The 25,928-nt window shown below is 74.0% G+C and carries 19 protein-coding genes and 3 tRNA genes; 14 read left to right on the top strand and 8 right to left on the bottom strand.

What is annotated here, in order from left to right; translation table 11 throughout:
* The first annotated feature begins 155 nt into the window (after positions 1–155).
* Together HDA34_RS05380 and HDA34_RS05385 are read left to right on the top strand one after the other, a co-directional pair.
* Positions 156–1,034: a PRC and DUF2382 domain-containing protein gene (locus HDA34_RS05380; protein ID WP_036383728.1), complete on the top strand. Its 879-nt coding sequence runs from the start codon at positions 156–158 to the stop codon at positions 1,032–1,034.
* A gap of 196 nt (positions 1,035–1,230) precedes the next feature.
* Positions 1,231–1,319, top strand: a tRNA-Ser gene (locus HDA34_RS05385).
* Positions 1,320–1,399: 80 nt separating this feature from the next.
* On the opposite strand, the gene HDA34_RS05390 is transcribed toward HDA34_RS05385, so the two are convergent.
* Complete coding sequence (locus tag HDA34_RS05390) at positions 1,400–2,251, bottom strand: hypothetical protein (protein WP_060973961.1); 852 nt, start codon at positions 2,249–2,251, stop codon at positions 1,400–1,402.
* A 195-nt stretch (positions 2,252–2,446) separates the two neighbouring features.
* Between HDA34_RS05390 and HDA34_RS05395 the strand changes: the two genes are divergently transcribed.
* Positions 2,447–3,811, top strand: coding sequence for a polysaccharide deacetylase family protein (locus HDA34_RS05395; RefSeq protein WP_134376977.1), 1,365 nt, complete (start codon positions 2,447–2,449; stop codon positions 3,809–3,811).
* A 45-nt stretch (positions 3,812–3,856) separates the two neighbouring features.
* Here the strand turns inward: HDA34_RS05395 and HDA34_RS05400 are convergent, their stop codons facing one another.
* A complete protein-coding gene (locus HDA34_RS05400; protein ID WP_260843503.1) occupies positions 3,857–5,008 on the bottom strand; it encodes an MFS transporter in 1,152 nt (383 codons plus the stop codon).
* Positions 5,009–5,149: 141 nt separating this feature from the next.
* Between HDA34_RS05400 and HDA34_RS05405 the strand changes: the two genes are divergently transcribed.
* A complete protein-coding gene (locus HDA34_RS05405) occupies positions 5,150–6,625 on the top strand; it encodes a phosphomannomutase/phosphoglucomutase (RefSeq protein ID WP_060973572.1) in 1,476 nt (491 codons plus the stop codon).
* A 10-nt stretch (positions 6,626–6,635) separates the two neighbouring features.
* Here the strand turns inward: HDA34_RS05405 and HDA34_RS05410 are convergent, their stop codons facing one another.
* Positions 6,636–8,831, bottom strand: coding sequence for a RecQ family ATP-dependent DNA helicase (locus HDA34_RS05410; protein WP_060973571.1), 2,196 nt, complete (start codon positions 8,829–8,831; stop codon positions 6,636–6,638).
* Positions 8,832–8,902: 71 nt separating this feature from the next.
* Between HDA34_RS05410 and HDA34_RS05415 the strand changes: the two genes are divergently transcribed.
* Both HDA34_RS05415 and HDA34_RS05420 read left to right on the top strand, forming a co-directional pair.
* Positions 8,903–9,361, top strand: coding sequence for an RrF2 family transcriptional regulator (locus HDA34_RS05415; RefSeq protein ID WP_060973570.1), 459 nt, complete (start codon positions 8,903–8,905; stop codon positions 9,359–9,361).
* Positions 9,362–9,455: 94 nt separating this feature from the next.
* Positions 9,456–10,646 carry a globin domain-containing protein gene (locus tag HDA34_RS05420; protein WP_060973569.1) on the top strand — a complete coding sequence of 397 codons (1,191 nt, stop codon included), beginning with the start codon at positions 9,456–9,458 and terminating at the stop codon, positions 10,644–10,646.
* A gap of 68 nt (positions 10,647–10,714) precedes the next feature.
* Here the strand turns inward: HDA34_RS05420 and HDA34_RS05425 are convergent, their stop codons facing one another.
* Positions 10,715–12,559, bottom strand: a complete 1,845-nt coding sequence (locus HDA34_RS05425) for a phosphoenolpyruvate carboxykinase (GTP) (RefSeq protein WP_134376978.1) — start codon at positions 12,557–12,559, stop codon at positions 10,715–10,717.
* Between the two features lie 244 nt (positions 12,560–12,803).
* On the opposite strand from HDA34_RS05425, the gene HDA34_RS05430 reads away from it, so the two are divergent.
* Positions 12,804–12,877 (top strand) — tRNA-Arg (locus tag HDA34_RS05430).
* 79 nt (positions 12,878–12,956) lie between these two features.
* Here HDA34_RS05430 and HDA34_RS05435 read toward each other — a convergent pair.
* The 3 genes from HDA34_RS05435 to upp form a co-directional block, all read right to left on the bottom strand.
* Positions 12,957–13,481 carry a SixA phosphatase family protein gene (locus HDA34_RS05435; RefSeq protein ID WP_041102852.1) on the bottom strand — a complete coding sequence of 175 codons (525 nt, stop codon included), beginning with the start codon at positions 13,479–13,481 and terminating at the stop codon, positions 12,957–12,959.
* Between the two features lie 70 nt (positions 13,482–13,551).
* Positions 13,552–14,340 carry a winged helix-turn-helix domain-containing protein gene (locus tag HDA34_RS05440; RefSeq protein WP_036316068.1) on the bottom strand — a complete coding sequence of 263 codons (789 nt, stop codon included), beginning with the start codon at positions 14,338–14,340 and terminating at the stop codon, positions 13,552–13,554.
* A gap of 474 nt (positions 14,341–14,814) precedes the next feature.
* Entirely contained in the window at positions 14,815–15,450 is a 636-nt protein-coding gene (gene upp, locus HDA34_RS05445) for a uracil phosphoribosyltransferase (protein ID WP_010079486.1), read from the bottom strand.
* Between the two features lie 83 nt (positions 15,451–15,533).
* Between upp and tadA the strand changes: the two genes are divergently transcribed.
* On the top strand, positions 15,534–16,040 hold the full coding sequence (gene tadA / locus HDA34_RS05450) for a tRNA adenosine(34) deaminase TadA (RefSeq protein WP_063189914.1): 507 nt from the start codon (positions 15,534–15,536) through the stop codon (positions 16,038–16,040).
* Positions 16,041–16,114: 74 nt separating this feature from the next.
* Positions 16,115–16,205: transfer RNA gene (locus HDA34_RS05455), tRNA-Ser, on the top strand.
* 66 nt (positions 16,206–16,271) lie between these two features.
* Here the strand turns inward: HDA34_RS05455 and HDA34_RS05460 are convergent.
* Positions 16,272–17,360 carry an alpha/beta hydrolase gene (locus HDA34_RS05460; RefSeq protein WP_060973721.1) on the bottom strand — a complete coding sequence of 363 codons (1,089 nt, stop codon included), beginning with the start codon at positions 17,358–17,360 and terminating at the stop codon, positions 16,272–16,274.
* A 105-nt stretch (positions 17,361–17,465) separates the two neighbouring features.
* Between HDA34_RS05460 and HDA34_RS05465 the strand changes: the two genes are divergently transcribed.
* The 5 genes from HDA34_RS05465 (at position 17,466) to HDA34_RS05485 (ending at position 25,896) form a co-directional block, all read left to right on the top strand.
* Complete coding sequence (locus HDA34_RS05465; protein ID WP_174232859.1) at positions 17,466–17,924, top strand: 23S rRNA (pseudouridine(1915)-N(3))-methyltransferase RlmH; 459 nt, start codon at positions 17,466–17,468, stop codon at positions 17,922–17,924.
* Positions 17,921–22,975 carry an ATP-dependent helicase gene (locus HDA34_RS05470; RefSeq protein WP_134376979.1) on the top strand — a complete coding sequence of 1,685 codons (5,055 nt, stop codon included), beginning with the start codon at positions 17,921–17,923 and terminating at the stop codon, positions 22,973–22,975. Before HDA34_RS05465 ends, HDA34_RS05470 begins: the two co-directional genes overlap by 4 nt.
* A gap of 137 nt (positions 22,976–23,112) precedes the next feature.
* Positions 23,113–23,625, top strand: coding sequence for a VOC family protein (locus tag HDA34_RS05475; RefSeq protein ID WP_101967254.1), 513 nt, complete (start codon positions 23,113–23,115; stop codon positions 23,623–23,625).
* A 14-nt stretch (positions 23,626–23,639) separates the two neighbouring features.
* The gene (locus HDA34_RS05480) at positions 23,640–24,569 is read left to right on the top strand and encodes a DNA-formamidopyrimidine glycosylase family protein (protein ID WP_134376980.1); all 930 of its coding nucleotides are present in this window, start codon (positions 23,640–23,642) and stop codon (positions 24,567–24,569) included.
* 76 nt (positions 24,570–24,645) lie between these two features.
* A complete protein-coding gene (locus tag HDA34_RS05485) occupies positions 24,646–25,896 on the top strand; it encodes a glucose-1-phosphate adenylyltransferase family protein (protein WP_134376981.1) in 1,251 nt (416 codons plus the stop codon).
* The last annotated feature ends 32 nt before the right edge of the window (positions 25,897–25,928 follow it).

Genomic DNA, 25,928 nt, shown 5'->3' on the forward strand with positions numbered 1-25,928 from the left:
GAAGAATCCGCGGAATCATGCGGATCACACCGAGATTCTGGGAGAAGTCTGGGAATTGGGAATCTGGGGGGCCGATGGTTGACGCCACTCGGGCCCATGGGGAATTGTGAATGAGCGTAAGGCAACAAAACACCAATTCAGAAGGAGAATTCCTCATGGACCGCAACGCTCTCGACCAGCTGCAGAACTCCACCGTCTTCGCCACCGACGGCGACAAGATCGGCTCCGTCGGTCAGGTCTACCTCGACGACGTCACCAACGAGCCCACCTTCGTCACGGTGAAGACCGGCCTGTTCGGCGCCCGCGAGACCTTCGTGCCGCTGCAGCAGGCCCAGACCACCGCCGACGGCATCACGGTGCCCTTCGAGAAGTCCTTCGTGAAGGACGCCCCGAACGTGGACGCGGACGGCTCGCTGACCCCCGAGGAGGAGCAGCGCATCTACGAGTACTACTCCATGGAGTACTCCGCCGCGGATCACGACGGCGACGTGCGTCGTGACGACGTGCGCACCGACGCCGGCGCCGCCGGCGTGGCCGGCACCGCGGGTGTGGCCGGCGTGGCCGACCGCCGCGACGAGGCCGTCGTGGACGGCGACCGCCGCGACGTGGCCGATCGTGACCGCCGCGAGGTGACCGACGCCGACTCCGTCGTCGTCAAGGACGAGCACCTGAACGTCGGCACCGAGCGCCGCGCCTCCGGCCGCGTCCGTCTGCGCAAGCAGGCCTACACCACCACCGAGACCGTCGAGGTGCCCGTCACCCGCGAGGAGGTCGTGGTGGAGCGCGAGTCCGTCGACCCGAACTCCGCCGAGGCCCGCACCGCCGGCCGCGACGGCGACGTCGAGGTCACCACCTACGAGGAGACCCCGGTCGTCAACAAGACCGTGGACGCCGAGAAGGTCTCCCTGGGCAAGCGCCAGGTGCAGGACACCGAGACGGTGACCGAGGAGGTCCGCCACGAGGACGTCAAGGTCGACGGCGACGCCACCGATCGCGACCTCGACGGCCGCAACGACCGCAAGGATCGCATCTGATCTGAACGGACGCGTCGGCCTCAGGCCGGACGGCTGACAGATCACGCGGGGCCCCGGATCCATGGATCCGGGGCCCCGCTCGTGCGCGATGGTGATCCGTCCGTGAGCACGCCGCTCCTTTGCCCTGCCCTGGCCTGGCGCGCTAAACTGAACCGGTCTGACCGCGCGTCGCCCCGTGCGAGGCGCGCCGGATGGAGGAGACGTGCCAGAGCGGCCGAATGGACTTCACTGCTAATGAAGGGCTCGACGAAAGTTGGGCCGGGGGTTCAAATCCCCCCGTCTCCGCGAGAGAGGGCCGGAATCCACGCGATTCCGGCCCTCTTCGCGTCTGCGCGCGGCGACCTGACATGCCGACCGGCCGGTGACTAGCCCTCCCCGCGGCGCTCCCGCATGCGGCGCAGCAGCTCGTACGCCTCCGGGACGGAGAGCTCCGAGTGGCTGGACAGCTGGACGGCGGCGGACTCGAGGTTGCCGTCCCGCACCATGGCGGAGAGCTGGTCGCGCAGCCACGGCGGCAGGTCCTGCGAGGAGAGGCGGACGGAGTCCGTCCCCCGCATCACCTCGACCTCGAAGGGGAGCTCCTCCTCGGCGGGGGCGGCGGTCCACTCGGCCGGGACGGTCAGGGTGGTCAGCTCATCGGCGGGCGTCGCCGTCGGACGCGGCGCAGCTGAGGCGTGGTCGGTGTCCTGCTGGGCGTCGTCCTCGGCCACGGCGTCAGAGGGCTCGCGATCGGGCGTCTGGGCGTCCGGCTCCCCCCGCCCGCTCGAATCCTGTCCGGGCCGCTTCGGCCCGGGGGTCTCGGCCGGGGCCGCATCGTCCCGGTGGGGCTCCCCATGGTCGTCGGGAACGGGCCCCGCGACTCCGGCGGACGTGGCGTCCGGTTCCTGCACCGGCTCGGAGTAGACCTGCGGATGCACGGCGAGGGACTGCACGTCCATGACGGCGTCCTTCAGGCCGCGTCCCGTGTGGGCGCGGTAGTCGCGCACGGCCTCCATCACACGGCTCTGGGCGATGTGCCCGTACACGCGCCGATGGGCGTCCTCGTCCAGCAGCCCCGCCGCCAGACGCGCCCGCTCCGGTCCGATGTCCAGCCCGCGACCGGACGGCGTGCGCTGATCCGCCGCCTGACGCGCTCGACCAGCCGACATCCACCGGGCGGCGGCGAACGCGAGGGCGCCGATGACGACCACCGCGAGGACAGGGACGAGATATTCCATGCCTCCAGTCTAGGTGTGGCCCGCGAGGGCCATGCCGGCGGCCGCGGCGCCACATCACAACCTGGTCACAGTTCTGCCAGGGCTCCAGAGCCACCGAGGGCCTCGCCTACGGTAGAAAATGGAGTTCTCCGTGTCTGGTCACGGCGGCCATGGAGGAGACACTCCGCCCGCCACTCGACCGAGCCAGGAGACCGCATGTCCTTCCCCCGCCCGTCCGCCCGCACCGTCGACACCCCCTCGCCCCGGCGACGCCGCTGGTGGGGGACGTCGGTGGCGCTCGCCCTCGTGCTGGCCGGCTGTGCCGCCCCGCAGGGGGACGAGGGGACGGCGGCCGGGTCCTCCGGCGCCACGGACGCGGCCGTCTCGTCGCCCGCATCTGCGGACGGATCCGAGGCCTCGTCGTCACAGGGACGGTCCTCGGATGCGGCCTCCTCGCAGGCTGCGTCGTCGTTCGGTGAGGGCTCGCCGTCGGCCGCCGCAGACCCCGCGGACCCCGCGCTCCCCCTGGCCGCCCGCTCCCACGAGGGCGTGCCGATGCGGGCCTTCACGGCGGAGGAGCGCCCGCCGCAGTTCGTCCTCTTCTCCTTCGACGGCGGCCGTCAGGACGCGCGCTGGAAGACCTTCCTGGACGCGGCCGCGGACTCCGACGCGAAGTTCACGGTGTTCCAGTCCGCGATCAACCTCATCGAGACCGCCAACCGGGAGAACTACACGGCACCCGGCAACGAGCCCGGCTACGTGGGCACGGAGTTCGGCGGCGACGAGGCCGAGGTGGCGCAGCGCATCGAGAACATCAACACGGCCCACGCCGCCGGCCACGAGATCGGCACCCACTACGCGGGTCACCTGTGCGCGCCCACGAGGTACGGCGCAGACCAGTGGTCCACGGCCGAATGGAAGCAGGAGTACGGCTCGTTCACGGACATCCTCTCCGACCCCGGCGCCTACAACCCGGGCAGCTCCCTGCCGGCGCTGGAGGTCACCCCCGACGACGTCAAGGGCGGACGTCTGCCCTGCCTCGACGGGGAGTGGGACCAGCTCGTCCCGATGTGGAAGGACAACGGACTCGAGTACGACACGTCGCGTGCCGCGGCCGCCTCCGGCGTCGCCTGGCCCTACCAGGAGGACGGGATCTGGGAGTTCGAGATGCCGATGACCTGGTCCCCCGTGCTCGCCGAGAAGGACGCGGCCAGCCCGTTCGTGATGGCGATGGACTACAACTTCTGGATCTCCGGCAACGGCGGCAAGGACATCCCGGAGGACGTCTCCCGACTCACCGACTTCCAGTACCGCACCTACCGCTACATGTACGACTCGGCGTTCGTGGGCAACCGCGCCCCGCTGGTCTTCGGCAACCACTTCAACGACTGGGGTCTCAACGCGTTCAACCCGGCTGTGGAGAAGGTCATGCGGGAGGTCTGCGTCGAGGAGGACACCTACTGCGTGACCTACCAGCAGATGATCGCGTGGCTCGAGCTGCAGGACCCGGAGGTCCTCGCCGCCTGGCGCGACCAGGCCCGGTCCGCCACCGGCACGGATGCCGAGGCCCTCAGCTGGTGACCCGCGGGTCGACCCGCTCACACCCGCCCCCACGACGGCCCCGGCTCAGCGCGCCGGGGCCGTCCCGCGTCCGCGCAGCACGACGACGGCGCTCGCCAGGGCGGTCAGCACCAGGGCCAGGACCATCAGCACCGTCCCCGGCCACCCATGGGACTCGTGGAACACGCCGCCCAGCCAGCCGAAGAGGCTCGAGCCGGCGTAGTACGCGAAGTTGTACAGGGAGGTCGACTGGGCGCGGCCCGTGGGGGCGGCCGTCCCGGACCACGCGGAGGCCACGGCGTGGGCGGCGAAGAACGCGCCCGTCACGAGCACGAGGGCGGGCACCAGCACCGCCGGATGCGGGACCGACGTGAGGGCGACGCCCGCCGCCATGGCCGCCGTCGCGCCGGCCAGGACGGGCAGCCGGCCCACCCGCGCGGCCAGCCGACCCGCGCGCGGCGACGACCACGTGCCCGCGAGATAGGCGAGGAAGACGAGGCCGGCCGCCGTCGGCGTCCAGGAGAACGGCGGGTCGAGCAGGCGGTATCCCACGAAGTTGTACAGCGCCACGAACCCACCCATCAGCAGCGCCCCCTGCAGGTAGACGACGACGAGCTCCGGCGAGCTCAGGTGACCGCGCACGATGCGCACGAGCGCCGCCGCGGAGGTGGGCGACGGCGTGAAACGTCGGGCACGCGGGGTGATCGCCAGGAAGCCGACCGTGCACAGCACACCGACCACGGTGACGGCCAGCATGCCGCCGCGCCACGAGGACGCCTCCGCGACGGGCAGGGCGAGGAGCCGGCCGGAGAGACCGCCGAGGGTGGTGCCGGCGATGTAGGTGCCGGCGGCCGCCGCGACCGCGTGCGGGGCCACCTCCTCCGCCAGCAGCGCCACGGCGAGTCCCGCGACGCCCCCGTGCGCCATGCCCTCGAGCAGGCGCAGGCCGAGCATGGCCTCGAACGTGGGCGCGAGGACGCCCGTGAGCGCGCACGCACTGGCGGAGACCATCGAGACCACCATGGCGCGTCGGCGGCCCCACCGGTCCCCGGCCACGGACCACGGCACCACCGACACGGCGAGGCCGAGTGTGCTGGCGGAGACGAGCAGGGCGGCACGGTCCGCGGGGACGCCCAGGTCGTCGCTGACGAGCGGCAGCAGGCCCTGCGGGGAGTAGAGCTGGGCGAACGTGGCCACCCCCGCCAGGAACAGCCCGATCAGCAGCCTGCGGTACGCGGGCTCCCCGGGAGCGGCCGGCGCGGGTCCCGACGGCGGGACGGCCGGGGGCCCCGCGCTCGGGGGCGGAGTGGTCGGGGGCACGCCCTCACTGTATCCAGGCTGTCCACTACGATCGGTCGGGTGACTACCTCGACCCCCTCCCTCGACCTGCACGACTCCTTCAAGGCGTACGACGTCCGCGGCATCGTGGGCGAATCCATCACGGCGGAGAGCGTCCGCGCGGTGGGCGCGGCCTTCGTGGACGTGCTGGGCCTGGCCGGTCAGACCGTGCTGGTCGGCGGGGACATGCGCCCCTCCTCGCCCGCGTTCATGACGGCCTTCGCCGAGGGTGCCACGCGCCGCGGCGCCGACGTCGTCACCCTGGGGCTGATCTCCACGGACATGCTCTACTACGCGGCGGGCGTGAAGCAGGCCTCGGGCGTGGTGTTCACCGCCTCGCACAACCCGGCCGAGTACAACGGCATGAAGATGGCCCAGGCCGGCGCCGTGCCGGTCTCCTCGGACACCGGGCTGTTCGAGATCCGCGACGCGGCCCAGGCCTACCTCGACGCCGGTGAGATCCCCGCGGCCGAGACCACCGGCACCGTGACGGAGGAGGACATCCTCCCCGGCTACGCCGCATACCTGCGCTCGCTCGTGGACCTGACGGGGGTGCGCCGCCTGAAGGTCGTGGTGGACGCGGGCAACGGCATGGCGGGCAAGACCACCCCGGCCGTCCTCGGCGACGCCGAGCTGGCCGCCCTGCCGCTGGAGATCGAGCCGCTCTACTTCGAGCTGGACGGCACCTTCCCGAACCACCCGGCCAATCCTCTGGAGCCGGAGAACCTGCGGGACCTGCAGGCCGCCGTCGTGGAGCACGGTGCGGACATCGGCCTGGCCTTCGACGGCGACGCCGACCGCTGCTTCGTGATCGACGAGCAGGGCGCTCCGGTCTCCCCCTCCGCGGTCACCGCCCTGGTGGCCCGCCGCGAGATCGCCCGCGCGAAGGCCGACGGCGAGCAGACCCCCGTGGTCATCCACAACCTGATCACCTCCCGCGCCGTCCCCGAGCTCGTGGCGGCCGACGGGGGCCGGGCCGTGGAGACCCGCGTGGGCCACTCCTTCATCAAGGCGGTCATGGCCGCCGAGTCCGCCGTGTTCGGGGGCGAGCACTCCGCGCACTACTACTTCCGCGACTTCTTCAACGCGGACACCGGCATGCTCGCGGCCATGCACGTGCTGGCGGCCCTGGGCGGCCAGGAGCAGCCGCTGTCCGAGCTGGCCGAGGAGTACGAGCCGTACGTGGCCTCCGGCGAGATCAACTCGCAGGTCGAGGACAAGGACGCCGCCGTGGCCGCGGTGGTGGCGCAGTTCGCCCCCGCCGTGGGCGAGGGCGTCGGCGAGGGCCAGGCCGTGCACGAGGACTTCGCCGGGGTGGCCACCACGGTGACCCGCATGGACGGCACCACGGTCGCCGCCCAGGACGGCACGTGGTGGTTCAACCTCCGCCCGTCCAACACGGAGCCGTTCCTGCGCTACAACGGCGAGGCCCGCACGGCCGCCACCATGGAGGCACTCCGCGACGCCGTGCTGGCGATCGTCCGCGCGGAGCGCTGACCGCGGCGGCTCATCCGGCCTGGGCGAGGACGAGCGGCAGCACCCCCTGCGCGCCGGCCTCGCGCAGCACCCGCGCAGCCTCGGCGAGCGACCACCGCGAGTCGACGAGGTCGTCGACCAGCAGCACGGGGCCGTGGCGGCCGGCGTCCGGGGCGGTGCGCAGCATCTGCGCCATCGCCTCGGGGACGGCGAACCGGCCGTACACGGACCCGAGCCGGTAGGCGCTGTTGCCGCCCGGCCCGGCCGTGGGACCGCCGCGCGCGTGCTCGAGCGAGCCGAGGAACGGCAGCCGGCCGATCCGGGCGATCCCCTCGGCGAACGACCCCACCAGCTGCGGGCGGGTGCGCGAGGGCATCGCGACGACGGCGATCGGCCGCGTCCGCCACCCCCAGCCGGCCAGGACGTCGACGGCGCCCCGCAGGACCTCCTCCGGCACCGGGGCGTCCTCCCGGTCCAGCAGGTCCCGCAGGACGGTGCCCCACCCGAGGTCCGTCAGGCGGGCGAGCGCGCGACCCTCCTCGGCCTGCGACTCGGGCGCGATGCGCCCCTTGACGGGCACGCCCAGCCGGTCCATGCCCGAGGGCCACATGCGACGGGGCTCGATCGGCACACCGGTGCGGCGCAGGGCGGCCTCCGCGCGCTCACGCGCCGCCCCGTCCGATCCCGTGGGGTACCAGGGGCCGGCGCAGACGTCGCAGCGGCCGCACGGCGCGGCGGTGGGGTCGTCCAGGGTGCGGGCCAGGAACTCCATGCGGCACCGGTCCGTGGTCTGGTAGTCGAGCATGAGCCGCTCCTCGGCCCGGCGGGCCTCGGCCACGCGGGCGTACCGCTCGGCGTCGTACGTCCACTCCCGCCCGGTGGCGCGCCAGCCGCCGCCCACCCGCTCGACCGCCCCGTCCACGGCGAGGACCTTGAGCAGCAGCTCCAGGGAGGTGCGCTTGATCCGCACGTCCGGCTCGAGCGCCGCCACGGAGAGGGCCCCGCCGTGGTCCGCGAGCGCCCCCAGCACGGCGCGCGCCTGCTCCTCGTCCGGCATGGAGGCGGTGGCGAAGTACTCCCAGATGCGACGGTCCTCGGGCCCGGGCAGCAGGAGCACGTCCGCGTGGTCCGTCCCACGGCCGGCGCGGCCGACCTGCTGGTAGTACGCCACGGGCGAGCCCGGCGCACCGAGGTGCACCACGAACGTCAGATCCGGCTTGTCGAAGCCCATGCCGAGCGCCGAGGTGGCCACGACGGCCTTCACCCGGTTGGCCTTGAGGTCCTCCTCGATCTCGGCGCGACGCTCCGGGTCTGTGCGGCCCGTGTAGGCGACCACCTCGTGCCCCGCCTCGCGCAGGGCGCGCGCCGTGTCCTCGGCGGCGGAGACGGTGAGGGCGTAGACGATCCCGGAGCCCGGCAGGTCCCCGAGGTGGTCGAGGAGCCAGGCCAGGCGCGCGGCCGGGCTGGGCAGGTGCAGCACGCCCAGGCGCAGCGAGGCGCGGGCCAGGGGGCCGCGGAGCACGAACACATCCTGCTCGGAGGCAACGCCGAGCTGCTCCACCACATCCGCCACCACACGGGCGTTGGCCGTGGCGGTGGTGGCCAGCACGGGCACCGCGCGCGGCCCCTCGGCGGGAAGCAGCCCGATCAGGTCCCGGATGCGGCGGTAGTCCGGCCGGAAGTCGTGGCCCCAGTCGGAGATGCAGTGGGCCTCGTCCACCACGAGCAGGCCCATGCGCGCCACGAGGTCCGGCAGCTGCTCGTCCCGGAACCGGGGGTTCGTGAGGCGCTCGGGCGAGATCAGCAGCACGTCCACCTCGTCCGCCGCGAGCCGGGCCCGGACCTCGTCCCACTCCGTGGCGTTCGCCGAGCTCACGGACACCGCGCGCACGCCCGCCCGGGCCGCGGCCGCGACCTGGTCCCGCATGAGCGCGAGCAGCGGGGAGACGATCAGCGTGGGCCCCGCGCCGCGGGCGCGCAGCAGCAGGGAGGCCACGAAGTACACGGCGGACTTGCCCCAGCCGGTGCGCTGCACCACCAGGGCGCGGCGGCGGTGGGCCACGAGCGCCTCGATCGCCTCGAACTGCCCGTCCTTGAATCGCGCGTCCGGCCGGTCCACGAGCCGACGCAGGACGGCCAGGGCCTCCTCGTGCAGCGCGGCGTCGCCCCCCGGCGCGGAGGTCTCGGGGAGGCGGGGGCCGGCGTCGGGGTGCGAGGTGGCGTCCATGGCGTCAGTATGCCAACCGGCCCGGACACCGCAGGCGCGGCGGCGCCGTGCACCGGTGGGATGATGGCGGGATGAAGCTGAGCGCCTACACCGACGTCTGCCTGCGCGTGCTGATGACGCTCGCGGCGGCCGAGGGGGAACGGCTCACCAGCCAGCAGATCGCGGACCGGATCCAGGTGCCCTACAACCACGTGATCAAGGCGGTCGCCGAGCTGCGTCGCCGCGGGACCATCGAGGTGCTGCGCGGTCGGCACGGCGGGGCCATGATTGCCGCGGCCGGTCTGGACCAGCGTGTGGGCGAGCTCGTGCGCTCGCTGAGCAGCCGCGACGAGGTGATCGACTGCACCGGGCGCGACTCCGGGGTGGCGTGCCCCTACGCCGGCGACTGCCGCCTGCGCGGCGCCCTGCACCGCGCACGCGAGGCCTTCCTCGCCGAGCTCGACACCGTGCAGATCCGGGATCTGGTGAGCGCCGGGCCTGTCGGCGGGCCCGTGCTGCTGGGCCTGCCGGAGATCCCCGTGGCGCACTGAGGGAACGGGCCGGGGGCGAGTTCCCGACGGCGACGGCCGGGTGTAATCTGGCAAAACCAGCGCAAGATTCGCCACCGAGGAGACGGAGACCCCCGTGCTGTCCGAGAAGTCCCGCCCCGTCATCGAGGCCACCGCCGCCGTCGTCGCCGAGCACATGCCGGAGATCACGCCCCTGTTCTACGCCCACATGTTCGAGGCCCACCCCGAGCTCCTCGACGGCGTCTTCTCCCGCGCCAACCAGCGCAACGGCGAGCAGGCCCAGGCCCTCGCCGGCTCGATCGTGAAGTTCGCGGTGCACCTGCTCGAGAACCCGGGCACCCTGCCCGAGGCCGTCCTGTCCCGCATCGCCCACAAGCACACCGCCCTCGGCATCGTCGAGGAGCAGTACCCGATCGTCTACGAGAACCTCTTCTGGGCCATCGGCGAGGTGCTCGGCGACGCCGTCACCCCCGCGGTGGCCGACGCCTGGACCGAGGTCTACTGGCTCATGGCCGACGCCCTCATCAAGATCGAGAAGGGCCTCTACTCCCAGCGGGCCAACGACAGGATGTGGACGGACTGGAGGGTCGTCGCGAAGGAGCCCACCGGCAACGCGGCCGTCACCTTCCGCTTCGAGCCGGCCGACGACACCCCGCAGTCCCGCGGCAGGGCCGGCGGCTACGTGTCCGTGCGCCTGAAGGTAGAGGACGGCCTGCGCCAGTGCCGCCAGTACTCCCTCTCCGAGAAGGCCGAGTCCACCACCGAGCGCGTCATCACCGTGAAGCTGGACGAGGGCGGCGAGGTCTCGCCCATGCTCATCCAGAACGTGGAGGTCGGCGACGTCATCGAGCTGTCCAACCCCTACGGCGACATCACCCTCGAGGACGAGGACTCCACCGCTCCCCTGGTCCTGGCGACCGCCGGCATCGGCATCACCCCGGCCGCCGCGATCCTGGACACCCTCGCCCAGCAGGGCTCGGACCGCCAGGTCCTCCTCCTCCACGGCGACGCGTCCTGGGAGGCGGTGGCCCTGCGCGAACAGGTGACGGAGTCCCTGGCGGCGTTGCCGCACGGCGACGCCCGCCTCTTCCTCGGGGTGCGGCCGGAGCAGGACCCCGAGGGCGTCACGACCGTCGAGGGTGTGATGCACTTCGACGACGTCGAACTGCCCCGCGACGGGCACTACATCCTGTGCGGCCCGCTCGCGTTCATGCAGTCCACCCGCTCGAAGCTGATCGACGCCGGCGTGCCCGCGACGTCCATCCGCTACGAGATCTTCGGCCCGGACCTCTGGCTCGCCGCCTGATCCGGCCCCGGAACGCGGAACGGCCCGCACCCCTCACGGGGTGCGGGCCGTTCCGCGTGCGGCGGGGCTCAGGCCTGCGCGAAGCGCTGCTTCTGCGCCTCGAAGCGGTCGCGGATGGCCTGCGGCAGGGACTCGCCGAACCGGCCGAGCCACTCCTCGATGAGCTCGTTCTCCTCGGCCCATTCCGCGGCGTCGACCCTGAGGGCGTCCTCGAGGTCCTCGGCCGACACCTCGAGGCCGGACAGGTCGAGCGAGCCCGCGGCCGGCACGAGGCCGATCGGGGTCTCCACGGCCTCGGCCTTGCCCTCCAGGCGCTCCACGACCCACTTCAGGACGCGGGAGTTCTCACCGAAGCCGGGCCAGGCGAAGCCGCCGTCGCGGTTGCGGCGGAACCAGTTGACCAGGTAGATGCGCGGCAGCTTCTCCGGGTCGGCCTTGCCGGACTCCCTGACCCAGTGGGCCAGGTAGTCGCCGGCGTCGTAGCCGAGGAACGGCAGCATGGCCATCGGGTCGCGACGCACGACGCCCACGGCGCCGGCGGCGGCCGCGGTGGTCTCGGAGGAGAGGGTGGCGCCCTTGAGGATGCCGTCCTCCCAGTCGAAGGCCTCGGTCACCAGCGGCACGGTGGTCTTGCGGCGGCCGCCGAACAGGATGGCGTCCAGCTTCACGCCCCGCGGGTCGCGGTACTCGTCGGCCAGCATGTCCGTCTGCTCGATGGGCGTGCAGAACCGGGAGTTCGGGTGGGCGGCCGGGGTGCCGGACTCGGGCGTCCAGTCGTTGCCGCGCCAGTCGGTGAGGTGCTCGGGGGCCTCGTCCGTCATGCCCTCCCACCACACGCCGCCGTCGTCGGTGAGGGCGACGTTGGTGAAGATGGAGTTGCCCTTGGAGATCGCGCGCATGGCGTTCGGGTTGGTGGACCAGCCGGTGCCGGGGGCGACGCCGAAGTAGCCGGTCTCCGGGTTGATCACGCGGAACTCGCCGTCCTTGCCGGCGCGGATCCAGGTGATGTCGTCGCCCAGGGTCTCGGCCTTCCAGCCCTCGATCGTGGGGTCGATGAGGGCGAGGTTGGTCTTGCCGCAGGCCGACGGGAAGGCGCCGGTGATGTGGTAGGACCGGCCCTCGGGGTTGGTCAGCTTGAGGATCAGCATGTGCTCGGCGAGCCAGGCCTCGTCCCGGGCCATCACGGAGGCGATGCGCAGCGCGTAGCACTTCTTGCCGAGCAGGGCATTGCCGCCGTAGCCGGAGCCGAAGGACCAGATGGAGCGCTCCTCGGGGAAGTGCACGATCCACTTGGTCTCGTTGCACGGCCACGGCACGTCCTGCTCGCCCGGCTCCAGCGGGGCGCCCACGGAGTGCACGGCCGGCACGTAGAAGGCCTGCTCGCGGGACATCTTGTCCAGCACGTCCTGGCCGATGCGGGCCATGATGCGCATCGACAGGACCACGTAGGCGGAGTCGGTGATCTCCACGCCGTACTTCGGGTCCTCGGCGTCGAGGTGGCCCATCACGAACGGGATCACGTACATGGTGCGGCCGCGCATGGCGCCGGTGAACGCGTCGTCGAGGATGCCGTGCATCTTCGCCGGGTCCATCCAGTTGTTGGTGAAGCCGGCGTCCTCTTCCTTCTCGGAGCAGATGAAGGTGCGGTCCTCCACGCGGGCGACGTCGGCGGGGTCGGAGAACGCGGCGAAGGAGTTGGGGAACTTGTCCTCGGCCAGGCGGGTCAGGGTACCCGCCGCCACGAGCTCGTCCGCGAGGCGGTCGCGCTCCTCCTCGGAGCCGTCGACCCACTGGACGGAGTCCGGCTGCGTCAGCTCAGCGATCTGAGCGACCCACTCGCGCAGCTGGGCGTAGTCCGTGGGCGCGTCCGCCAGGGCGCGATCCGCGAACGAGGTGGTGGCGTTGTCAGCCATGGTGGAGAGTCCTCCCATTGGGGTCCGGGGCCGTTCCGTCCCGTCCACTCCGATGCGTGCACCGCCGAAGCGCGCACCACATCGTTGTGGCCGCACGGTCCTGCCATGGTACCTGAGCCCGGCTATCATGGCCGCGCCTGCGCCACACCCCCGACACAGACCGCCGCAGACCGTCGATTTGCACTTCGCCGGAGAGGTCCTGTAGTGTTCTACGAGTTCGAGCCGCTCCGGCGGATCGGGTGATGCGCCCATAGCTCAGCTGGATAGAGCGTCTGTCTACGGAACAGAAGGTCAGGGGTTCGAATCCCTTTGGGCGCACGATCGGAAGGCCCCGCTCCTGCTGGAGCGGGGCCTTCGTCATGTCGGCGCGCCTCTGCCACGCGCGCCGCCGCGGAGGTCAGCGCCCCGGAACCACGAAGTGCGTCAGGGCGGCGTCGCGGCCGTCGAGCTCGGCCCACGGCTTCTCCACCCGGAACACCTGCATCCCGAGCGTCGGGCAGTGCTCGCTCATGCGCAGCGCCGCGTCCTGGTCCGAGTCCAGGCTCATCAGCCGCATGCCCAGCTCCTGCACCCACGGCATGTGGCCCACCACCAGCAGCCGTCGCGTGGTCTCCTCCGTCTCGTTGACGACGGCCAGGGCCCGCGCCGCGTCGGCGCCGTAGAGCCGCGGGTCCAGGTAGGGCGTGGGTGCCAGCTCGCCCAGGCGCTCGCACACCCACACGCACGTCTGACGGGTGCGCAGCGCATCGGAGCACACGACGGCGTCCGGGACGAGGTCGTGCTCGCGGAGCCAGTCGCCGGCGGCGGGCGCCTGGGCGTGGCCTCGCTCGGCGAGCGGGCGGGCATGGTCGTCGGCCGCGTCGGGCCAGCCGGCCTTGGCGTGCCGGAGGACGATCAGGGTCTTCGCGTCGGCGGTGCTCATGCGGCCAGGCTACGGCGACGGCCCCCGCTCGGGTGAGCGGGGGCCGTCGTCGGACACGGGCGGGCGCGGGTCAGATGCTGTACTCCGGCGCCGCCCACACGACCACCTCGGGGTGGCGGTAGAAGCGGTAGCCCTGGCCGCGCACGGTGCGCACGGTGTTCGCGAGGCGGCCGAGCTTGGCGCGCAGGCGGCGGATGTGCACGTCGATGGTGCGCTCGTTGGGCACCTCGTCGGCGTTGCGCCACAGGGCGTCGAGCAACTCCTCGCGGCCGACGGTGCGCTCGCCGTTCTCCACGAGGTAGTTCAGGAGCTCGAACTCCTTGAAGGTGAGGTTCAGCGACTCACCGTCCAGCTGCACCTCGCGCCGGGACAGATCGATCAGCACACCGGGCTGGCGCGTGGACACGGGGGCCGGCGCCTGCGCCAGGTCGGGACGGGTGCCGCCCTGCACGGTCGGGTCGCCGAGCACCTGGCGCACGACCTCGATGTCGCGGCCCTCCGCGCCGGCGGGGGCCAGGGCGACGGCGGCGTGCGACTCCGCCCCGGGGACGAGGGACTCCACGTAGTGGCGCAGCTCATTGGCCAGCCGCGTGAGGGAGGTGCCGGCGGCCGAGGCGGCCAGCTCGTCCATGCCCACGTAGATGACGAACCCACGGGCCTCGTTCTCCCGGGCCACCGCCTGGGGACCCGGGATGCCGTTCGGCGCCAGGACCGGCGTCGGCGCCGTCTGGGAGTCGGGGGCGTCGGTGCCACCGGCCAGGCGCAGGCCTGCGCGGGCCTGGCCTCGGCGGGACATGCCGTCGGCCCGGCGCTGCGCGTTGCGGACGGAGATGTGCACGTATCCGGCGGACTGACCCATGGCCACCACTCCTCTTTCGGCTCATGGCCCCTCCACCGCTCGGTCGGTGCGGCGGACGAGGCGTCACATGACAAGAATGTGACTTCACCGAGGGGACTGGCAAGTAACGTTCGCACTTTTGTCTCATTATTTGAGAAGAAGAGTCCTGAATGTGCTCAACATCACTATTCGCGGATCGGAATAACGTCGCGCCGTCGCTCGGCTCGCCCGCGTGACTCTCTCATTGTTCAACAGGTGGGAGCGCGCCGCAGGACCAATGAGTATGCGGAATATTTATGCAGGAGACTGCCAGGTTTTCCATGCGACGCCATGATGACGGGTCACAGCGGGTCGTGACGTCCACTAGATGGACGACACATTGGCGGCCCCGCTTGACGTCCCCGCCGGAGACGCTCCCGTGAGACGACCACGGCCCCCGCCGGGTGGGGGCGGGGGCCGTGGTCGTCTCGTGGCGGACGCGGAGGTCCGATCAGGTCATTCCGCCAGACCGTAGAGCCGGTCGCCGGCGTCGCCGAGGCCGGGGACGATGTAGGACCGCTCGTCCAGGCGCTCGTCGACGGCGGCCAGGTACAGGTCCACCTCGACGTCGCCCAGCGAGGCCTCCAGCCGCTCGATGCCCTCGGGCGCTCCGAGCAGGCAGAGGCACGTGACCCGCGCCGCGCCGCGCTGGTAGAGGAAGCGGATGGCCTCGATCAGCGTGCCTCCCGTGGCCAGCATGGGGTCCAGGACGAACACGTGACGCCCGGACAGGTCGGCCGGCAGCCGCTCCGCGTAGGTGACGATGTCCAGCGTCTCCTCATTGCGGGCCATGCCGAGGAACCCGACCTCGGCGGACGGCGCCATCTTGGTCATCCCCTCCAGCATCCCGAGCCCCGCGCGCAGGATCGGCACGACCAGCGGACGCGGCCGGGCCAGCCGGAAGCCGGTGGTCTCGGTCACCGGGGTCTCGATCCGCACCTCCTCCATGGCCACGTCGCGCGTCGCCTCGTAGGCGAGCAGCATCACGAGCTCCTCCGTGAGCTGCCGGAAGATCATGGACGGGGTCTTCTTGTCCCGCAGGACGCTGAGCTTGTGGGCCACGAGCGGGTGGTCGACGATGTGGACGCGCATGGCGCCCACGGTACCGCCCACGCGCGCCCCTGCGCCCGTCCCCGCGCCCGCGGGGGCGCCGACACCGCCGCTAGGCTGGCCGCGTGTCCGCCCCCGTCCCCTCCCCCGCGCCCACGGCCGAGCAGGAGCACGCGTGGATGGGCCTGGCACTCCGGGCCGCCCGCGTGGCCGGAGCGGCCGGCGACGTGCCGATCGGAGCCGCCCTCGTGGCCGGCGACGGGGCCGTCCTGGCCGTCGTCGGGAACGAGCGCGAGCAGCACCACGACCCCACCGCCCACGCCGAGGTCCTCGCGCTGCGCCGCGGGGCGGAGCTGCGGGCCGCCGCCGGGGCGGGCGACGGCTGGCGCCTGACGGACTGCACCCTCGTGGTGACCCTGGAGCCCTGCCCCATGTGCGCCGGTGCGCTGCTGCTGGCCCGCATCCCGCGCGTCGTGTTCGGGGCATGGGACCCGAAGGCGGGCGCGTGCGGCTCGGTGCTGGACGTGGTCCGCGACCCCCGCTTCAACCACCAGGTGCAGGTCCGCGCCGGCGTCCGCGCCGAGGAGAGCGCGGCGCTGCTGCGGGAGTTCTTCGCGGCACAGCGCGGCTGAACGCGCCCGCGCCCGACGACGGCGGGCGGCCGGTTTGGGCGCGCCGCCGCGGCTCGGGTAGGGTGTCCTGGTCTGGTGACGTGTCCGAGCGGCCGAAGGTGCAGCACTCGAAATGCTGTGTACGGTAACCCCGTACCGTGGGTTCAAATCCCACCGTCACCGCCAGATGTGTAGCCCGGGAGCCTCGTGCTCCCGGGCTTTCGCCATGCCGGGGCGGGTCCGGCCGCCGGCTCAGCGCGGCAGGACGGCGTCCAGGAACGAGGCCACCGCGGACCACGAGATGGTGGCGTGCACGGCGCTGGCCGGCACACCGTTGCGAAGCACCTCCGCGCTGCGGGTCTTCGCGGTCATCATGCCCAGGTCGTGGCCGCCCTCGGCCACCGAGTAGAACGCGGTGCGCAGTCCGGCGGCCTCCGCGGCCCGGTACAGCTCGAGGCTCTGCCCCCACGGCACCGTGACGTCCTTGCGCCCGTGGACGACCAGCAGGGGCGGCGAGTCCGAGCGCACGTGCGCGATCGGGGAGGCCAGCCGGGTCAGGCCGCCCGAGGCCAGGACCGGCACCCCCAGCATGTCCGACTTGGTGCTGCGGTCGTCGAGGTGACAGTGCTCCAGCCGGTTCGCGCGGTTGTAGTCCGCGCACGCGCCCGGGAGCATCTGGCGGTTCATCGTCAGGAAGTCCGTGGGCCCGAAGAAGTCCACGATCGCGTGGACGCGGTCCTCCTCCGGGACCGCGTGGCCGCCGTCGGGCACCTCCCGGCCGGGCGGCGGCACCTGCTCCCGGTCCAGGTCCTGTCCGCCCGTGAGGCCGGCCATGAGGGCGTTCCAACCGCCCGACGACGAGCCGGCCACGGCCACCCGCCCCGCGTCCAGCTGCAGGCCCGGGGCGTTGCGCCGCACCCAGCGGACCGCCGCCGTCGCGTCCTCCACCTGGGCGGGGAACGTGCCCTGCTTGGAGCTGCGCACCGAGAACGCGGCGACGGCGTAGCCGTGCGGGACCAGGCCGCGGGCGACGTCGACACCGTCGCTGTAGCCGCGATCGCTGCGCCAGCCGGAGCCCGCGTTCCACACGAGGACCGGGAACGGGCCCTGGCCCGGCGGCCGGTACACGTCGATGCGTCCGGCGCGCCCGGGCAGGGCCGCGTACGTGTGCCCGGTGGAGCTGCGCATGCCGTACAGGGCCGTCGCGTTGGCGCCCAGCGGCCCGGCGGGCGCGCCGGCCAGGTCGGTGACGACGGCCACCCCGCCCACCGCGAGGGCGCCGACCCCGAGGCCGAGCGCGGCGCGGCGGGACACCCGCGGGGACCGTGCGGTCGACGTCATGGGCCCCCTTCCGGTGCGGAGCCAGGCACCCCGCCCCGGCGAGCGTAACCGAGCGGCGGGGGCCGACCCCCGTACCGTGTCCGCGGCCGGTGCGATCATGGGGCCATGTCTGTTCGGGTGCTGGCCATCGGCAAGAAGCATGAGGCGTGGGTCGTCGACGGGATCGACCGCTACGAGCGGCGCCTCAAGAAGCCCTACGACCTCTCGTGGCGTCTGCTGCCGCACTCCGCGCGGCAGGAGGAGGCGGCGCGCACGGAGGAGTCGGACCGGATCCTGGGCGCGGTCGGCGCGGACGAGCACCTGATCCTGCTGGACGAGCGGGGGACGGCGTTCGACTCGCCGGGTCTGGCGCGGCACCTGCAGAGCCGGTTCGACGTCGGCGCCCCGGTGACGATGGTGATCGGAGGCGCGTACGGGGTGGACGCCCGGGTCCACGCCCGCGCGGACCGCGTCTGGTCCCTGTCCCCGCTCGTCTTTCCGCACCAGCTCGTGCGGCTGATCCTGGCGGAGCAGGTCTACCGAGCCCAGGAGATCTCCGCCGGCCGACCGTACCACCACGCATGAGCGGGCCCGCGGAGACCGCAGCGGGCACGGCCACGCCCGCGGCCGACGTCGTCCTGGGCCGGTTCACCGAGCCCACGCGCGCCTGGTTCACGGGCGCGTTCGAGGCCCCGACGCCGGCCCAGCTCGGCGCGTGGGACGCGATCTCCTCCGGGCGGCACGCACTGGTGATCGCGCCGACCGGCTCAGGCAAGACCCTCTCCTCCTTCCTCTGGGCGCTCGACTCGTTCGTGCGCGAGCCCGCCGCCGAGGGGACGGCGGCCACCCGCGTCCTCTACGTCTCGCCGCTGAAGGCGCTCGGCGTGGACGTGGAGCGGAACCTGCGGGCCCCGCTGGTGGGCATCACACAGACCGCCGCACACCAGGGCAGGCCCGTGCCGCGCGTCCGGGTGGGTGTGCGCTCCGGAGACACCCCGGCGGCCGAGCGACGGCGCCTGCAGCAGGATCCGCCGGACATCCTCATCACCACGCCCGAGTCGCTGTACCTCATGCTCACCTCGCAGGCCCGCGCGGCGCTGGCCGGGGTCCGCACGGTGATCGTGGACGAGGTGCACGCCGTGGCCGGGACCAAACGCGGCGCCCACCTGGCCGTCTCCCTCGAACGCCTGGACACCCTGCTGGACACGCCGGTGCAGCGGATCGGCCTGTCCGCCACGGTCGAGCCGGCCGCCGAGGTGGCCCGGTTCCTCGGCGGCACGCAGCCGGTGACGGTGGTGCGGCCCGCCTCGGCCAAGCGCTGGGACCTGACGGTCACGGTGCCGGTGCCGGACCTGACGGACCTCTCCTCCCCCGCCGCCGCCCACGACCTGGGCCCCGGCTCCTCGACGGGCGGGCTCGGCGACGAGGGCGCGGTGACGGGCGGGTCCATCTGGCCGCACGTCGAGGAGCGGATCGTGGACCTGGTGGCCGAGCGGCGCTCCACACTCGTGTTCGCCAACTCCCGGCGCCTGGCCGAGCGCCTCACCGGCCGCCTCAACGAGATCTGGGAGGCCCGCGCCGAGGCGGCCGCCGCAGCCGAGCACCCGGACGCCGTCCCCGGCTTCCGCACACCGGACCCGACCGGCTTCCACGGACCCGCCCAGGTGGCCGGGCAGACCGGCACCGGATCGGGCACCGTCTCCGACTTCGCCCGCGCCCACCACGGCTCCGTGTCCAAGGAGCAGCGCGCCATCGTGGAGGACGCCCTGAAGACCGGCCAGATCCGCTGCGTCGTGGCCACGAGCTCGCTCGAGCTGGGCATCGACATGGGCGCGGTGGACCAGGTGATCCAGGTCGAGTCGCCGCCCTCGGTGGCCTCCGGTCTGCAGCGCGTGGGCCGCGCCGGCCACCAGGTGGGTGAGGTCTCCCGCGGCGTGTTCTTCCCCAAGCACCGGGGCGACCTCGTGGACACCGCCGTCGTGGCCGAGCGCATGACGGCCGGGCGCATCGAGTCGCTGCGGATCCCCGCCAACCCGCTGGACATCCTCGCCCAGCACACCGTGGCCGCCGTCGCCGTCGCGGACCTGGACGCGCAGGAGTGGTTCGACCTCGTGCGCCGGTCCGCGCCGTTCGCCACGCTGCCGTTCTCCGCCTACGAGTCCGTGCTCGACCTGCTGGCCGGCCGCTACCCCTCGGACGAGTTCGCCGAGCTGCGCCCGCGCATCCTGTGGGACCGGGAGAACGGCACGCTCGCCGCCCGCCCCGGCGCCCAGCGCCTCGCGGTCACCTCGGGCGGCACCATCCCGGACCGCGGCCTGTTCGGGGTGTTCCTGGCCTCCGACGGCGGCGCGGACGGCACCCCCGGCGGCGCGGCGGCCGGGGACACGGCCGAGTCGGCGGGCTCCGCGTCCGCGGGCTCGGCCCGCTCCGGCGGGCGCCGGGTCGGCGAGCTCGACGAGGAGATGGTCTACGAGTCCCGCGTGGGGGACGTCATCCTGCTGGGCGCCACGAGCTGGCGCATCGTGGACATCACCGCGGACCGCGTCCTGGTGCTGCCCGCCTACGGGCAGCCCGGCAAGCTCCCGTTCTGGCGGGGCGACGCCGCGGGCCGGCCGGCGGAGCTGGGCGACGCCGTCGGGCGCTTCCGCCGCGAGCTGGACGCGGACCCCGAGGCCGGCCGCACCCGCCTGGCCGCCGCGGGCCTGGACCCGTGGGCGCAGGACAACCTGCTGGCCTACCTGAAGGACCAGCGCGAGGCCACCGGGGTGCTGCCCACCGAGCAGACGCTCGTGGTGGAGCGGTTCACGGACGAGCTCGGCGACTGGCGCGTGGTGCTGCACTCCCCCTACGGCATGGCGGTGCACGCCCCGTGGGCGCTCGCGGTGGGGGCGCGGCTGGCGCAGCGGTACGGGCTGGAGACCGGCTCGGGCGCGGCGATGGCGGCCGACGACGGGATCGTGCTGCGCATCCCCCTGATGGACGCGGAGCCGCCGGGCGCGGAGCTGTTCGAGTTCACGGCCGAGGAGCTGGACGAGATCGTCACGGCGGAGGTCGGCGGGTCCGCGCTGTTCGCCGCCCGGTTCCGGGAGAACGCGGCCCGGTCCCTGCTGCTGCCGCGCCGTGACCCCGGGCGGCGGACCCCCCTGTGGCAGCAGCGGCAGCGGTCCGCGCAGCTGCTGGACGTGGCGCGGAAGCACCCGCGGTTCCCCGTGATCCTGGAGACCGTGCGCGAGGTGCTCCAGGACGTCTACGACCTCCCGGCGCTCAAGGAGCTCGCGGGGCGGGTGGCCTCGCGGGCCGTCCGGCTCGTGGAGGTCACGACGACGGCGCCCTCCCCGTTCAGCCAGTCCATCCTGTTCGGCTACATCGCGCAGTTCATCTACGAGGGCGACTCCCCGCTGGCCGAGCGCCGCGCCGCCGCGCTCTCCCTCGACCCGGCACTGCTGTCCGAGCTGCTGGGCACGGAGGAGCTGCGCGAGCTGCTGGACGCCGGGGTCATCGCGGAGGTCGAGGCCCAGCTGCAGCGGCTCGCGCCCGACCGGCGCGCCCGCGGGGTCGAGGGCGTGGCGGACCTGCTGCGCCTGCTGGGGCCGCTGTCCGTGGCGGAGGCCGCGCGGCGCACCCGGGCCGAGGGGGAGGCGGAGGAGGCCGCGGACGAGGACGCCGTCGCCGGGATGCTGGCGGAGCTCGAGCGCGCCGGCCGCGCGTTCCGCCTGCGCCAGGACGGGGTCGAGCGGTTCGCCGCCGTCGAGGACGCCGCCCGCCTGCGGGACGCGCTCGGCACGCCGATCCCGCACGGAGTGCCCACCGCATTCCTCGATCCGGTCGACGACCCGCTCGGGGACCTCGTGGGCCGCTATGCCCGCACCCACGGCCCCTTCACCGCCGCCGAGGCGGGGGCCGCGCTGGGACTGGGCGGCGCCGTCGTGCTCTCGGTGCTGCAGCGTCTGGCCACCGAGCGCCGCGTGAGCACGGGCGCGTTCCGGCCGGAGGGCACCCCCGGGGCCGCCGGCCTGGACGCCGAGTGGTGCGACGCCGAGGTGCTGCGGCGGATCCGCATGCGCTCCCTCGCCGCGCTGCGCGCCGAGGTCGAGCCGGTGGACCAGGCCGCCTACGCCCGGTTCCTCGCCGACTGGCAGCACCTGCGGCCGCGGACGGGGCGCGACGGGGCCTGGCGGCCGCCGGCCACGCTCGAGGGCGTGGACGGGGTGGCCACCGTCCTGGACCAGCTGGCCGGCACGCCCCTGCCCGCGAGCGCGTGGGAGTCCCTGGTGCTGCCCGCCCGCGTGCGGGACTACGCCCCCGCCCTGCTCGACGAGCTGCTGGCCACGGGCGAGTACGTGTGGTCGGGCGTCGGGGAGGCCGCCGGCAACGACGGTTGGGTGGCCCTGCACCCCGCCGACGCCGTGGACCTCACGCTGCGCCTGCCCGAGCCCGCCGAGGCGACGCCGGCCGACGCCGCCCTGCGCGCGGCCGTGCTGGAGGTGCTCGCCGGCGGTGGGGCCTGGTTCTTCCCGCAGCTCGTGGAGCGGGTGCGGGCGGCGCAGGCGGCGGGCGACGACGGCGACGCGGGTGGCGCAGGCGGGGCGGGCGGGCCCGACCCGCACCGCGACCCGGCCGACCTGGCCCGCGGCCCCGCGGTGCTGGGCGCGCTGTGGGGCCTGGTGTGGGACGGCCGGGTCGGCAACGACACGTTCGCCCCCGTCCGCGGCCTGCTCTCGCTCGGCAAGACCGCGCACCGCACCGGGCGGCAGACGCCGCGGGCCCGCACCGCGCGGACGGGCGGGGCCGCGGGGGCGGCGGCCGGGCGCGGGCTCGGCGGACGGCTGGCCGGGGTGCGCGGGCGTGGCCGGTACGCGGGGCTCGCCTCGCCCGAGGGCGGCGCCCGGGGCTCGGCCGGTCTCACGGCGGGGACCGTCGGGCTCTCGGCCGCCGAGCAGGCCCGCTCGGCCGGCCGCTGGTCCCTGCTGCCCGCCGCCGAGCAGGACCCCACGATCCGCGCCCACGCCACCGCCGAGCTGCTGCTGGACCGGTACGGCGTGATCACGCGCGGCTCCGTGGTGGCCGAGGAGGTCCCCGGCGGGTTCGCGGGGCAGTACCGGCTGCTCACCCGAATGGAGGACGCGGGCCAGGTGCGCCGCGGCCACTTCGTCGACGGGCTGGGCGGCGCGCAGTTCTCCACCGGCGCGGTGGTGGATCGGCTGCGCGGGTTCCAGCGGGACGAGGAGGACGCCGCCGTCGACGCCGCCCCGCTCGCCCTCGCCCTGGCCGCGACGGATCCGGCGAACCCCTACGGCGCCGCGCTGGACTGGCCGTCCGTGCCGGCCGGGCCGGACGGCGTCGTGCCCACGGGCCACCGCCCGGGCCGGAAGGCGGGCGCCGTCGTCGTGCTGATCGCGGGGCGGCTGGCCCTCTACATGGAGCGCGGCGGGCGCACGCTGCTCGCGTTCACGGAGGATCCGGGCGAGCTGCGGGCCGCGGCGGAGGCGCTCGTGTGGGCGCTGCGCACCGGCCGCACCGAGCGGCTGAGCCTGGAGAAGGTCAACGGCGGGCCCGTGCTCGGCACGCCGCTGGCCGAGGCGCTGCTGGCCGCGGGGTTCTACTCGAGCCCATCGGGCATCCGGTTCCGGAACTGAGAACTCGTGTCCGTCTGTCCGTCCGCAACGCGGGTTGAGTTGTCACGGGTCCCGCCGTCGAACACCCGCGACAACCCAACCCGCGTTGCCCGGGGTGGCCCTGTCGCGGAGGCGGGTCCCGGGGGTAGGTTCGGCCCATGAGCATCGACGCCGCCCCGCCCGAGGACGGGGGCACCGCCCCCACGGGCACCTCCCCGGCCCCCGAGGCCCTCGAGGACGCCCTGCCGCACCCCTCGGACCCCTCCGTCACCCCGTTCCTCCTGTTCGAGGGTGACGCCGGCGCGGCCATGGACGCCTACCTCACCGCGTTCGTGGAATACCTGCCGGTCACCGAGGTCCGCCGCGACCTCTTCGACGACTCCTCCCCGCGCGGCGCCGAATGGGCGGGCAAGGTCCTGCACGGCGAGCTCGAGATCGCCGGCCAGCGGCTGCGGTTCTTCGACTCCTTCACCCCGCACGGGTTCACGTTCACCCCGGCCATCAGCCTGTTCGTCGAGCTGCCGGACGCCACCGCGGTGGACGCGGTCCACGACGCGCTCCTCGCCGGCGGCGGCCGTGACTGCATGCCGCCCGACGACTACGGCTTCTCCCGCCGCTTCGCGTGGGTCGGGGACCGCTTCGGCGTGACCTGGCAGCTCAATGCGGCCTGAGCCGGTGACGGCCCGTGCCTGAAGGCGACTCCCTCGTCCGCGTCGCGCACCGGCTCCGCCCCGTGCTCGAGGGCCGGGTCCTGACGCACGCGGACCTGCGCGTGCCCCGCCACGCCACCGCGGACCTGACCGGCTGGACGGTGGCCGAGGTCCTGCCGCGCGCCAAGTACCTGCTGATGCGGCTGACCCCGCCCGCGGCCCGCCCCGGGGCCCGGCCGCTCACCCTGATCTCGCACCTGAAGATGGAGGGGCGCTGGCTCGTCTCGACCCTCGACGGGCGGTGGGGCGCCCCCGCCTGGCAGGTGCGGGCGGTGCTGGAGACGGCGGAGCACCGCGTGCTCGGCGCCCAGCTGGGCCTGCTCACCCTCGTGCCCACCGCCGACGAGGCCACCGTCCTCGGCCACCTCGGCCCCGACCTGCTGGACCCGGCCTGGGACACGCCCGACGACGGCGCCGCGCTGCTCGCCGAGGGCGTGCGGCGGCTCACGGCCCGGCCCGAGCGGCCGGTCGGTCTGGCCCTGCTCGACCAGCGGCTCGTCTCCGGGATCGGCAACATCTACCGCTGCGAGACCCTCCTGCTGGCCGGCATCGACCCGCACCGGCCGATCGGCGAGGTCGACGACGTCGCCGGACTCGTGCTGCTCGCCCGGGACCTGCTGCGCGCCAACGTCCCGCCCGCCGCCCCCGCCGCGGGCGCCCGGCGCCGGACCACGGGCGTGCGTCCCAACCCGGGGCGGCCCTTCGGGGTCGAGGTGCTGGTCCCGGCCGGTCCGGCACCCGGCCGGACGCCCGGCGCGCGCGGCGGCGGGGCGCCGTCGTACTGGGTCTACGGGCACGACCGCGCCCCGTGCCTGCGCTGCCGCGGCCCGGTCCGCCAGGAGGACTACGGCTCCCCCGAGGACGACGCGCGGCGGCTGTGGTGGTGTCCGCACTGCCAGCGCTGAGCCGGACGCACCCGAACGGTGGCCGCGTGTCCTCCCCGCTCCCTACGCTGAACCCGCCCCGACCCGAGGAGAAGTCATGGCCGACCCGTTCCCCAAGGACCCAGAGGGCGCCGTCGTCGCGCTCGTGCTGGCCGGCGGCACCGGCGGCCGCCTCATGCCGCTCACCGCGGCCCGCGCCAAGCCGATGGTGCCGCTGGCGGGCCAGTACCGGCTGATCGACGTCGTCCTGTCCAACCTGGCCCACTCGCGCCTGCGGGACGTGTGGGTCGTGGAGCAGTACCGCCCCTTCACGCTCAACCAGCACCTGGCCGGCGGCCGGCCGTGGGATCTCGACGGCACCCGCCACGGCCTGCGGCTCCTGCCTCCCGCGCAGGGCCGCGCCGAGGAGGGCTTCGCCCGCGGCAACGGCCACGCGATCGCCCAGCAGCTGCCGCTGCTGGAGCAGTTCGGCGCCGAGACCGTCGTCGTGCTCTCCGCCGATCACCTGTACCAGCTGGACCTGCGCCCCGTGCTGGCCGAGCACACCCGCTCCGGCGCCGAGCTCACCGTGGTCACCACCGAGACGGACGAGGACCCCTCACGCTTCGGCGTCGTGCGGGTGGACGACGACGGCGCCGTGACCGACTACGCCTACAAGCCGGAGGACCCGGCGGGCACGCTCGTGGCCACCGAGGTGTTCGTGTTCGACGTCGCCGCGCTCTCCGAGGTGGTCGGCGACCTCGTGGCGGGCGAGGACGAGGCGGCCACCAAGGACGAGGGCGAGACCGATGAGGACGGCGACCCCGTGGGCTCCTCCCTCGGCGACTACGGGGAGAGCATCATCCCGGCGTTCGTGGCGCGGGGACGCGTGCGGGAGCACCGCCTCGTCGGGTACTGGCGGGACATCGGCACCCTGGACGCGTACGTCCGCGCCCACCGGGAGATCCTCGACGGCACCGGCCTGGACGTCGCCGCCGAGGGCTGGCCGCTGATCACCAACCCCCACCAGGCGCCGCCGGCGTGGGTGGCCCCGGGCGCCCGCGTCTCCGGCTCGCTGCTCAGCCCGGGCTGCCGGATCGAGGGCGAGGTGTCGGACAGCGTGGTCGGCCCCGGGGTGGTCGTGGCGGCCGGCGCCACGGTGCGCGGCAGCCTCCTGCTCGGCGACTGCGAGGTCCCCGCGGGCGCGGTGCTGGACACCGTGGTGGTCGACGTCGGCGGGGCAGTCCCGGCGCGCGAGGTGACGGGGCGCGCCGCGCCGGCCGAGGAGGTCGTGGTGCTCACCCCGCAGCACCGGGGCCCGGCCGAGGACGAGACCACCGGCTCCGGCCGGCCCGGCCGGTCGGACTGAGCGGCGCCGGTCGGACGCAGCCGCGCCGGGCT

The sequence above is a fragment of the Micrococcus luteus genome (assembly GCF_014138885.1).
Classification (GTDB): Bacteria; Actinomycetota; Actinomycetes; order Actinomycetales; family Micrococcaceae; genus Micrococcus; species Micrococcus luteus.

Coding starts and splice junctions, on each gene's coding strand:
- HDA34_RS05380 (WP_036383728.1), top strand. CDS start 156: ATGGACCGCAACGCTCTCGACCAGCTGCAGAACTCCACCGTCTTCGCC.
- HDA34_RS05390 (WP_060973961.1), bottom strand. CDS start 2,251: ATGGAATATCTCGTCCCTGTCCTCGCGGTGGTCGTCATCGGCGCCCTC.
- HDA34_RS05395 (WP_134376977.1), top strand. CDS start 2,447: ATGTCCTTCCCCCGCCCGTCCGCCCGCACCGTCGACACCCCCTCGCCC.
- HDA34_RS05410 (WP_060973571.1), bottom strand. CDS start 8,831: ATGGACGCCACCTCGCACCCCGACGCCGGCCCCCGCCTCCCCGAGACC.
- HDA34_RS05415 (WP_060973570.1), top strand. CDS start 8,903: ATGAAGCTGAGCGCCTACACCGACGTCTGCCTGCGCGTGCTGATGACG.
- HDA34_RS05425 (WP_134376978.1), bottom strand. CDS start 12,559: ATGGCTGACAACGCCACCACCTCGTTCGCGGATCGCGCCCTGGCGGAC.
- HDA34_RS05435 (WP_041102852.1), bottom strand. CDS start 13,481: ATGAGCACCGCCGACGCGAAGACCCTGATCGTCCTCCGGCACGCCAAG.
- HDA34_RS05440 (WP_036316068.1), bottom strand. CDS start 14,340: ATGGGTCAGTCCGCCGGATACGTGCACATCTCCGTCCGCAACGCGCAG.
- upp (WP_010079486.1), bottom strand. CDS start 15,450: ATGCGCGTCCACATCGTCGACCACCCGCTCGTGGCCCACAAGCTCAGC.
- HDA34_RS05460 (WP_060973721.1), bottom strand. CDS start 17,360: ATGACGTCGACCGCACGGTCCCCGCGGGTGTCCCGCCGCGCCGCGCTC.
- HDA34_RS05465 (WP_174232859.1), top strand. CDS start 17,466: ATGTCTGTTCGGGTGCTGGCCATCGGCAAGAAGCATGAGGCGTGGGTC.
- HDA34_RS05470 (WP_134376979.1), top strand. CDS start 17,921: ATGAGCGGGCCCGCGGAGACCGCAGCGGGCACGGCCACGCCCGCGGCC.
- HDA34_RS05475 (WP_101967254.1), top strand. CDS start 23,113: ATGAGCATCGACGCCGCCCCGCCCGAGGACGGGGGCACCGCCCCCACG.
- HDA34_RS05485 (WP_134376981.1), top strand. CDS start 24,646: ATGGCCGACCCGTTCCCCAAGGACCCAGAGGGCGCCGTCGTCGCGCTC.